This is a genomic window from uncultured Desulfovibrio sp. (assembly GCF_944327235.1).
Classification (GTDB): Bacteria; Desulfobacterota; Desulfovibrionia; order Desulfovibrionales; family Desulfovibrionaceae; genus Desulfovibrio.
Genome location: NZ_CALVHE010000101.1, coordinates 1 through 8,249, shown reverse-complemented (window position 1 = coordinate 8,249; position 8,249 = coordinate 1). Strand labels below are relative to the sequence as shown.

At 63.5% G+C, this 8,249-nt stretch carries 5 protein-coding genes and 3 pseudogenes; 1 reads left to right on the top strand and 7 read right to left on the bottom strand.

Going from position 1 to position 8,249, the window contains the following annotated elements; genetic code table 11:
* The 4 genes from Q0K00_RS10630 to Q0K00_RS10615 all read right to left on the bottom strand — a co-directional run.
* On the bottom strand, positions 1-935 hold a 935-nt coding region (locus Q0K00_RS10630; protein ID WP_297229350.1), incomplete at its 3' end, for an ABC transporter permease.
* The gene (locus Q0K00_RS10625) at positions 932-2,056 is read right to left on the bottom strand and encodes an ABC transporter permease (RefSeq protein WP_297229348.1); all 1,125 of its coding nucleotides are present in this window, start codon (positions 2,054-2,056) and stop codon (positions 932-934) included. The genes Q0K00_RS10630 and Q0K00_RS10625, both read right to left, overlap by 4 nt.
* Positions 2,053-3,828, bottom strand: a complete 1,776-nt coding sequence (locus Q0K00_RS10620; protein ID WP_297229346.1) for an ATP-binding cassette domain-containing protein — start codon at positions 3,826-3,828, stop codon at positions 2,053-2,055. Before Q0K00_RS10620 ends, Q0K00_RS10625 begins: the two co-directional genes overlap by 4 nt.
* Positions 3,825-4,826, bottom strand: coding sequence for an efflux RND transporter periplasmic adaptor subunit (locus tag Q0K00_RS10615; RefSeq protein WP_297229344.1), 1,002 nt, complete (start codon positions 4,824-4,826; stop codon positions 3,825-3,827). The genes Q0K00_RS10620 and Q0K00_RS10615 overlap by 4 nt, the downstream gene beginning before the upstream one ends.
* A gap of 84 nt (positions 4,827-4,910) precedes the next feature.
* On the opposite strand from Q0K00_RS10615, the gene Q0K00_RS10610 reads away from it, so the two are divergent.
* Positions 4,911-5,747 carry a nitroreductase family protein gene (locus Q0K00_RS10610; protein ID WP_297229342.1) on the top strand — a complete coding sequence of 279 codons (837 nt, stop codon included), beginning with the start codon at positions 4,911-4,913 and terminating at the stop codon, positions 5,745-5,747.
* Positions 5,748-6,027: 280 nt separating this feature from the next.
* Here the strand turns inward: Q0K00_RS10610 and Q0K00_RS10605 are convergent.
* The 3 pseudogenes from Q0K00_RS10605 to Q0K00_RS10595 form a co-directional block, all read right to left on the bottom strand.
* Positions 6,028-6,327 (bottom strand): annotated as a pseudogene (locus Q0K00_RS10605) (flagellin); the annotation flags it as partial.
* A 600-nt stretch (positions 6,328-6,927) separates the two neighbouring features.
* Positions 6,928-7,506: pseudogene (locus Q0K00_RS10600) on the bottom strand (flagellin); the annotation flags it as partial.
* Between the two features lie 646 nt (positions 7,507-8,152).
* Positions 8,153-8,249: pseudogene (locus Q0K00_RS10595) on the bottom strand (IS5/IS1182 family transposase); the annotation flags it as partial.

Genomic DNA, 8,249 nt, shown 5'->3' with positions numbered 1-8,249 from the left:
GTCACGGCCCCGGAAAGGAGGATGCAGGGCACGCCCACGGTAAAGGCCCCCAGGAAGGCCTGCTGCTGGGTGGAGGAGAGGGAAGAGACCATGAGCCCCACGCCTCCGGAGGCCAGCGCAAAGACCAGGATGGCCGCATAGAGCAGGACGACGGAGCCGGTAAAGGGCACGCCGAAGCCGAATACCGTGATCAGCAGGAAGATGCTCCCGTGCACCACCCCCACGAGGCAGCCGGGCATGAGCTTGGCCAGCGCTATCTCCGTCGGTGTGGCGGGGGACACGAGCAGTTGGTCGAAGGTGCCCACCTCGCGCTCACGGGCCACGGAAAGCCCGGTCACCACCAGCCCCAGCATGAAACTCAGCATACCGATGAGATTGGGCAGGAAAAACCACTGGAATTCCAGATTGGGATTGAACCAGCAGCGCCCGGCCACCAGAAGCTGAGGCGTCACGGCGGCCGCGGCGGCCTGACCGCGCGGCGTCTGCGCGCCTACGTCCTGCAGCAGGGTCTGCAGATAGTAAGCGGCGATCTGCGCGGCATTGGAGCGGCGGCCGTCCAGGATGACCTGCAATGTGGCCGTCTCCCCCGCCGCCGCGCGCCGGGAAAAATCCTGCGGGAAGACCAGCGCCAGCAGGCCCCGCTCTTCTTCCACGGCCTGCCGCAGGGCCGCCTCGCTGTCCACGAAAAAGATGTGGCGGAACGTGGGCGATCCCCGCAGGCGGTGCAGCACTTCCGTGGAAAGTCGGCCCGCGTCATGCCGCAGTACGGCCACGTCCACATTGCGCACCTCCAGCGTGGCCGCCCAGCCGAAAATGACGATCTGCATGAGCGGCGGCACCACCAGCATGATGCGCGAGACGCGGTTGCTCAGGAGGACCAGAAGTTCCTTGCGGACGATGGCGGCAAAGCGACGCCAATTTATCGCACCCGTCATACGTCCAGCCTCTTGCGCAGATTGCGGTAGGTCAGTCCCAGCAGCGCCGCCGCCAGCAGCCCCATGAAGAAGAGCGCCCGCCCGTAGATAGCCCAGACGTCCCCGGCCAGAAAGAGCGTCCGCAGACAGGTATTGAAATAGCTGGCCGGCAGCAGATGCGTCAGCCATTGCAGGACGGGCGGCATACTGTTGATGTCGAACACGAAGCCCGACAGCAGCAGGGCGGGCAGGAAGCCGGAAAAGAGCCCGGCCTCGGCCGCCACGAGCTGCGTGCGGAAGGCGGTGGAGATGAGCAGCCCCTGCCCCAGCGCGCAGCACATGAACACCGACGAAAGGAGCAGCAGCGCGCCCACCGAGCCGCGGAACGGCACCTCGAACAGCCAGACGGCGGCCAGCGCGCATATGCCCATGCTGAACATCCCCATGCCGAAATAGGGGATCAACTTGCCCAGCAGGAGCTGCAAACGGCTGACCGGCGTGGCGAACATGGCTTCCATGGTGCCGCGCTCCCATTCGCGGGCAAAGACCAGCGAGGTCAGCAGGGTGCCGATAAGGGTCATGATGACGGTGATGGCCCCCGGCACGAGGAATTGCTCGCTGCGGGCCGTGGGATTGTACCAGAAGCGCTGTTCCACGCCCACGGCGGGCTGCACGGCCTCGGCTCCGGGCGACTGCAAACTTTGCCAGCGGCTGATGACGCCCTGTCCGTAACTCTGGATGAAGGTGGCGATATTGGGTTCCGTACCGTCCACGATGAGCATGAGCTGCGCCGCCGCGCCTCGCTCCCGGCAGGCGTCGAAATCCTGCCGCAGGACGAGCACCCCCTGTACGCGGGAATCCCGCATGAGGCCCTCGGCTTCGGCCATGTCGTGCACCGTGCGCACGGTGAACCACGGCGAATGAGCAAAGGCGGCCGCCAGCTGCTGCGAGGACGCGCCGCCGCTTTCATTGAGCACGGCCAGCCGCAGGATGCCGGGGTCCAGCGTGATCCCGTAGCCGAACAGAAAAAGGAAGAGGAGCGGCAGGACGCCCGCCACCAGATAGGAAGAGGGATCGCGGACGATCTGCTGCGCTTCCTTGCGCACGAGCGCCCCGAGCTGACGCCACCAGAAACGGTTCATGCCTGCGCCTCCTCGCGACGCTGCCGCAGGATGCAGGCGATGAAGGCGTCCTCCAGCGTGGGATCGTTCTGCCCGCTTTCACGGGCACAGGCGGACTTGAGATCGTCCGGCGTGCCCATGCTGATGATGCGCCCGCCGTTGATGCAGGCCAACCGGTCGCAGTATTCTGCCTCTTCCATGAAATGCGTGGTCACCAGCACGGCCGTCCCGGCGGCGGTGAGGGCAAGGATGTGCTTCCAGAAGTCGCGACGGGTACGGGCATCCACGCCGGAAGTCGGTTCATCGAGAAAAAGGACCGGCGGTTCATGCAGGGTGGCGCACAACAGGGCAAGACGTTGTTTCTGCCCCAGCGGCAGACTGTCCGTCCGACTGTGCCAGAAGGGCGCAAGGCCGAGGGCCGCCGCCAGGCGCGGCAGACGCTCCCGCTGTTCCCGGCGGCTGAGGCCGTAGAGATCGGCAAAAATGCCGACGTTGGCGGCCACGCTGATGTCCGGATAAAGGGAAAATTTCTGCGCCATGTAGCCCAGCCGGGCACGCGCCAGACTGCCCGCCCGCAGCAGGTCCACCCCGTCCACCCGGCATTGCCCCGCCGTGGGACGGGAGAGGCCGCAGAGCATACGGAAGGTGGTGGACTTCCCCGCCCCGTTGGGCCCCAGCAGGCCGAATATCTCCCCGGCCCGCACGCGGAAGCTCACCGCATCCGCCGCCACGAACGAACCGAAACGCTTGGTCAGCCCCTCGGCCACGATGCGCTCCGCCGTCGCGTCCCCGCTTCCGGCCGCCGCGCCTGCGCCGTCCACCCCCGCCGTGCGCTGCCCGTAGGGTGAGGGCGTTTTCAGCATACCGCCCAGCGCGCTCATGTAGGCATCTTCCAGACGGGGCGGGACGGCCTCGCCGCCCTCTTCGTACACCTTCCGTACCAGCGTTCCCGCCGTATCGGCGGCCAGCACCAGACGGATACGGCTGCCCTGCACCACCACATCCTCCACGCCGGACATGTCCGTCCAGCGGGCAAGGCAGTCACGCCGCGTCTCACGCGGCGGCCGCAGGGCGAACACCCGCCCCCGCACGCGCTCCAGCATGGCTTCCGGCGCTCCGGCATACAGCAGGCGGCCCTCATTGAGCATGAGGACTTCCGGACAGCGGGCGGCCTCGTCCAGATAGGCCGTGGACCAGATGATGCTCATGCCCTCCCGACACAGGGTCGTGACCATTTCCCACAGCTCGCGCCGAGAGAGCGGGTCCACCCCCACGCCGGGCTCGTCCAGCAGCAGGACGCGCGGCGAGCCCAGCAGCGCGCAGGCTATGCCCAGCTTCTGCTTCATGCCGCCGGAAAGCCGCCCGGCAAGGCGTCCGGTAAAAGGAGCCAGTCCGGTAAAGCCCAGCAGGCGCGCAAAAAGGCCTTCCCGCTCCTCTCCCTCCACGCCGCGCAGGCGGGCGTGCAGTTCCAGATTGGCGCGTACGGAAAGATCCTCATACAGGCCGAAGCGTTGCGGCATGTAGCCGATGCTGTTGGGAGCCGTCCGCGCGAGCCGCAGGGCATCCATGCCCAGCAGCCGCACCGTGCCCGTCGCGGGCAGCATGAGACCGGCCATCAGCCGCAGCAGCGTGGTCTTGCCCGCGGCATCCGGGCCCATGAGCCCGGTTATCTGCCCGGAACGGATGCGGGCCGTGATGTCGCAGAGCGCCGTCCGCGCCCCGAAACGCATCCCCAGCCCATCCAGCTCCACGGCGTACTCAGGTTCGGCCGTGCCGCCGCTCCCCGTCCTCATTGCCGCACCGCCTCCGTCGCGCCGGGCAGCCGGACGCGGACAGGCATACCCTGCCGCAGGATGCCGTCCGGGTCCTCCGTGCGCACACGCACCCGGTAGACCAGCGACGTGCGCACTTCGGCCGTCTCCACATTCTTGGGGGTAAATTCCGCCGAAGGGGAGATGAAGCCCACCCGTCCGGACAAACTGCGTCCGGGCGCGGCGTCGCAGAGCACTTCCACGGCCATGCCGGGCCGGATGTCGCCCAGATGCGGTTCGTCCACATAGACCCGCAGCCAGACCGGTTCCGTGAGGCTCAACGTATAGACCGGCTGCCCCGCCTGCACGATGGCCCCGACCTCGCGTACCCGCGTCAGCACGACGCCCGCCTGCGGCGCGTGCAGGTTCGCGTCCTCCAGCGCGATGCGCGCCAGAGCGTACTGCGCTTCGGCGGCGGCCACCGTTGCCCGCTGGGCGGCGATATCCTCATCCCGGTAGCCGGTGCTCACCAGCAAAAGCTGCTCCTGCGCCGCTTTCTGCTTGGCCGCGGCATTGCGGTAGGTGCCGCGGGCATTGTCCAGCTCCTTCTGAGAAATGGCGTTGCCCGCCCGCATGGCTTCCACCCGCTGCAAATTCTGGCGGGCATTGTCGGCAAGAGCGCGGGCGGCGGCCAGCTCCGCCCGGGCGGCGGCGATCTCCTCGCTGCGGTAGCCGCTTTCCAGACGTTGCAGATTGGCCTTCTCCCTCGCGAGCTGGGCCTGCGCCTGCCGGGCCTGCGCCGTCAGCGTGTCGTCATCCAGCCGGGCGATGAGGTCACCGGCCTGCACGCTGTCGCCTTCCTCCACCAGCAGATCGGTCAGGCGTCCGCCCACGCGAAAGCCCACATCCACCTGCCGTATCTCCACATTGCCGTAAAAGACCGGGGCGCTGTCCCCGCGCAACACCAGCCGCCACAGCCCAAGCGCCAGCACGCCCGCGACCAGCAGCGCCGCGACCGCCGCTCCCTTTCGTATGCGCATATCCCCTCCGGCTTGCCGGTAGCTTGCCTCCCGGCCTGTTTGGAAGCACAATGGCCCATCATTCACCCCTGCCGAGGAGGTCTCATGATCGCTTTTTCCGTCGATACCTCAACATGCCTGTCCTGTGGGGCCTGCGTCAAGGACTGCGTGGGTCAGGCCCTGACCATGCACAACGGCTACCCTGCCATGTCGCGGGAAGAAAACTGCATCGGCTGTCAGCACTGTCTGGCCGTCTGTCCTGTCGGGGCCGTTTCCGTCCTTGGTCGGACGCCCGCGGACTGCCTGCCGCTCGAGGGGGCGCTGCCGGGCCCGGACACGATGACCGCCCTTGTGCGCGGGCGGCGCAGTTGCCGCCAGTACCGGCAGGAAGATGTGGACAGGGCCACCCTGGACCAACTCTTCACCGCCGCCCAGTACGCCCCCACAGGCGTCAACGCCCGCAAGCTCTGGATATGTACGCTGGACACGCTGACCTCCCTGCAGGCCTTCCGGGAAGAGGTCTATGCCCGTCTGGCCGAGCTCGACGCCGCCGGAGCCATCCCCGACGACCGCCGGGCGCAGGTCTTTCGCGCGGCCCCGCGCCTCTGGCGGGAAAAGCAGGTGGATGTGCTCTTCCGCACGGCCCCGCACTGCGTCATCGTGGCCAACGCCAAGGATGCCCCCTGCCCCACACAGGACCCGATCATCTATCTTTCCTACTTCGAGCTTCTGGCGCAGTCCTGGGGACTGGGCACCACATGGTGCGGCCTGCTCTACTGGTGCATCACGCTCTTCCTGCCCGATGTCATGCAACGTCTGGGTATGCCGGACGGCTACGAGCTGAGCTATTGTATGCTCTACGGCAAACCGGCTGTCCACTATCCCCGCAGCGTTGCCCTGCCCGCCCCTGACGTGCACCGCGTGCAGTGGGCCGGCCGCTAGACGGTGTAAGATTGGGGGAAGGGGAACTCTTCGCTCTGCTGTCGATGCCCGTAAGGCTCCTGCGTCGCCAACGGGCTGTTAACACTATTCGCTGTTTGTTTGGGGGGAAGGGGAACCCCTCCGCCAGCGCTGGAGGGGTTCCCCTTCCCCCCAAGCCCCCCATCCCTTCCCCAGCGCGCTTTTACCGGGGAAGAGTCAGGGATACGAGGCAAGTCCTCCCCTGCTCGCAACAGCCCCAACCCAGCGGCCCCAAAAAAACAAGAGAGAAGAGAACCTCCCCCTACCCCTGCAAGAGTTGCAAGAGCATGTGGGGGAAGGCATTGGCCTGCGCCAGCATGGAGGTGGCTGACTGGGTAAGGACCTGATTACGGACGAATGTCGTCATCTCCGTGGCCACGTCCACGTCCGAGATACGGGATTCCGCCGCCTGCAAACTCTCGGCCTGCACGGTGAGATTGGTCACCGTATTTTCCAGCCGGTTCTGCGTCGCACCAAGATGGGCACGTATCTGATCCTTGCGGACGATGGCGTTATCCAACCGATTCAAGGCCCGCTGGGCAAGCTCCTGTGTGCTGATGGAGATGATATCCCCGTTGGGGTCGCCGGGGGTCACGACACCGCCTCCACCGCCCGCTGTGGGCATGGCTGTCCAGTTGGCCGTAATGTCAAAAACACCTTCTCCACCTATAATTAGAATCAAATCTTCTGTTACATTATCAATTGTTAATTTCTCTTCTTGGAAAAACATACTTACAGAAATCCCATCACCTGTGTATGTAAAATTCATTCCATTATAAGAGAAAGGGAAATTAGCACCACCTGTATATTTTATTTCATTTCCTGTTTCATTTATTTTACTGGAATCATATACTGCGGATGGATAAAATCCATTACTTTCTTTGATGACATCGCTTGCTGACACCCCTGATGGAGGCCAATTTTGAAGGAACGTTCCAGCAATATGCTTTCCATCACGAGTAAAAATATTTATATCATCATTTTGTGCTTGAGAATTTATATGTATGGAAATATTGGTTGAGCCTTTCGGAATTATCCCAAAAGAAATAATACCTGAAGTAAACTGTTGTTGTATACCGTTCTGCACCCTCTCACTCAAAATAGGAACTCCGCCATATCCGACTCCTCCACCGCCGCCTCCCCCAGCCGCTCCGCCTTCCCGCAGTCCCAGTCCGGCCAGCGTACAATCCCCTATCTCCACATAGTAATAGTCTTCCGCGCTGTCGTTGGCCGTGCCGAAATGCACCTTGAGCGCGCCAGTGGAGGACAGGCCGTCCGCGCTGCCCGCGCCGGTGCCGCCGTGCGGCCCGGAGAGGGAGCCGTCCAGCAGTTTTACGCCGTTGAAATCGGTGGCCTTGGCGATGCGGTCTATCTCCGAGGCCATTTGCTGGAATTCGCTGTTGATGATGAGACGTTGCGTGGAGTCGTAGGTGCCGGTAGCCGCCTGCTCGGCCAGTTCCTTCATGCGGATGAGCTTCTCGTCGATGATCTGCAAGGCCCCGTCCGCCGTCTGGATGAGGGAGATAGCGTCGTTGGCGTTGCGCGCGCCCTGCCCCAGAGCCTTGATGTCCGCCCGCATGAGTTCGCGGATAGCCAGCCCGGTCGCATCGTCGGCCGCTCGTTCCACCCGCAGACCGGTGGAGAGGCGGCGCACGGAATCCGCCAGCGTGTCGTAATGCGCGGACAGCTGACGAGACACGCCATAGGCCATGAGATTGTGATTGACGGACAGAGGACTCATGCGGCTGCCCTCCCCTGCCCGACGAGGGCGAGCAGATGCTCGCGGGCAGACAGAGCTGAGAGGTCCACCGCTTCTTTGCGACCGTGCTTAAAACGCCTGCACAGGACAACAGACGTCGGCACGGACAACACTCCATGTCCACAGCAGCGACCGGCAGGATGGCGGACCGACTGTCCCCGGATGTTATTTATATCAGCAAGAGAGAGAGAGAGAGAGAGAGAGAGAGCGGGGATAGGGGGAGAACTTCGCATGGCAGCCACTCCGTAAATTGAATTTTCTTTTATGTAAAAAGATTTCAGAACTTCGTCAATATACCTGCGCGCTTGGAATTGCCCCTGCGCCGTCTCCCAAGCGTCCCCATCCCCACGCAAACGAACCAAATACAGCAACATGTCCACCAGAGTTCGGTCATATCCTTGCCTGCAGAAAATATTTCTTCGACTTGCGGACATCTTTGACAAACTGGACTGACGCAAAATTTTTTCCCTTTGGCTGCGCCGATAATTTTGCGTCGTAGAGGAGTGGGTAAAGGCGGCCACCAGCGAAAAACTTTTGAGGAGGCTGTCCAACGGTGAGCGTATGCTACCATCGTTTGGCGGGCTTTTAGTCTCCTACAGAACGGCACCCCTCTTAGGGTCAGGACTCATTAAAGGTAAAAAATGACACTGGCAGCAATATGGATTGCCGAAAGGAATGTATGGGCACAGCGATCATAGCGCATGGCTATGCGGCGCCAGTCTTTC

Coding starts and splice junctions, on each gene's coding strand:
- Q0K00_RS10625 (WP_297229348.1), bottom strand. CDS start 2,056: ATGAACCGTTTCTGGTGGCGTCAGCTCGGGGCGCTCGTGCGCAAGGAA.
- Q0K00_RS10620 (WP_297229346.1), bottom strand. CDS start 3,828: ATGAGGACGGGGAGCGGCGGCACGGCCGAACCTGAGTACGCCGTGGAG.
- Q0K00_RS10615 (WP_297229344.1), bottom strand. CDS start 4,826: ATGCGCATACGAAAGGGAGCGGCGGTCGCGGCGCTGCTGGTCGCGGGC.
- Q0K00_RS10610 (WP_297229342.1), top strand. CDS start 4,911: ATGATCGCTTTTTCCGTCGATACCTCAACATGCCTGTCCTGTGGGGCC.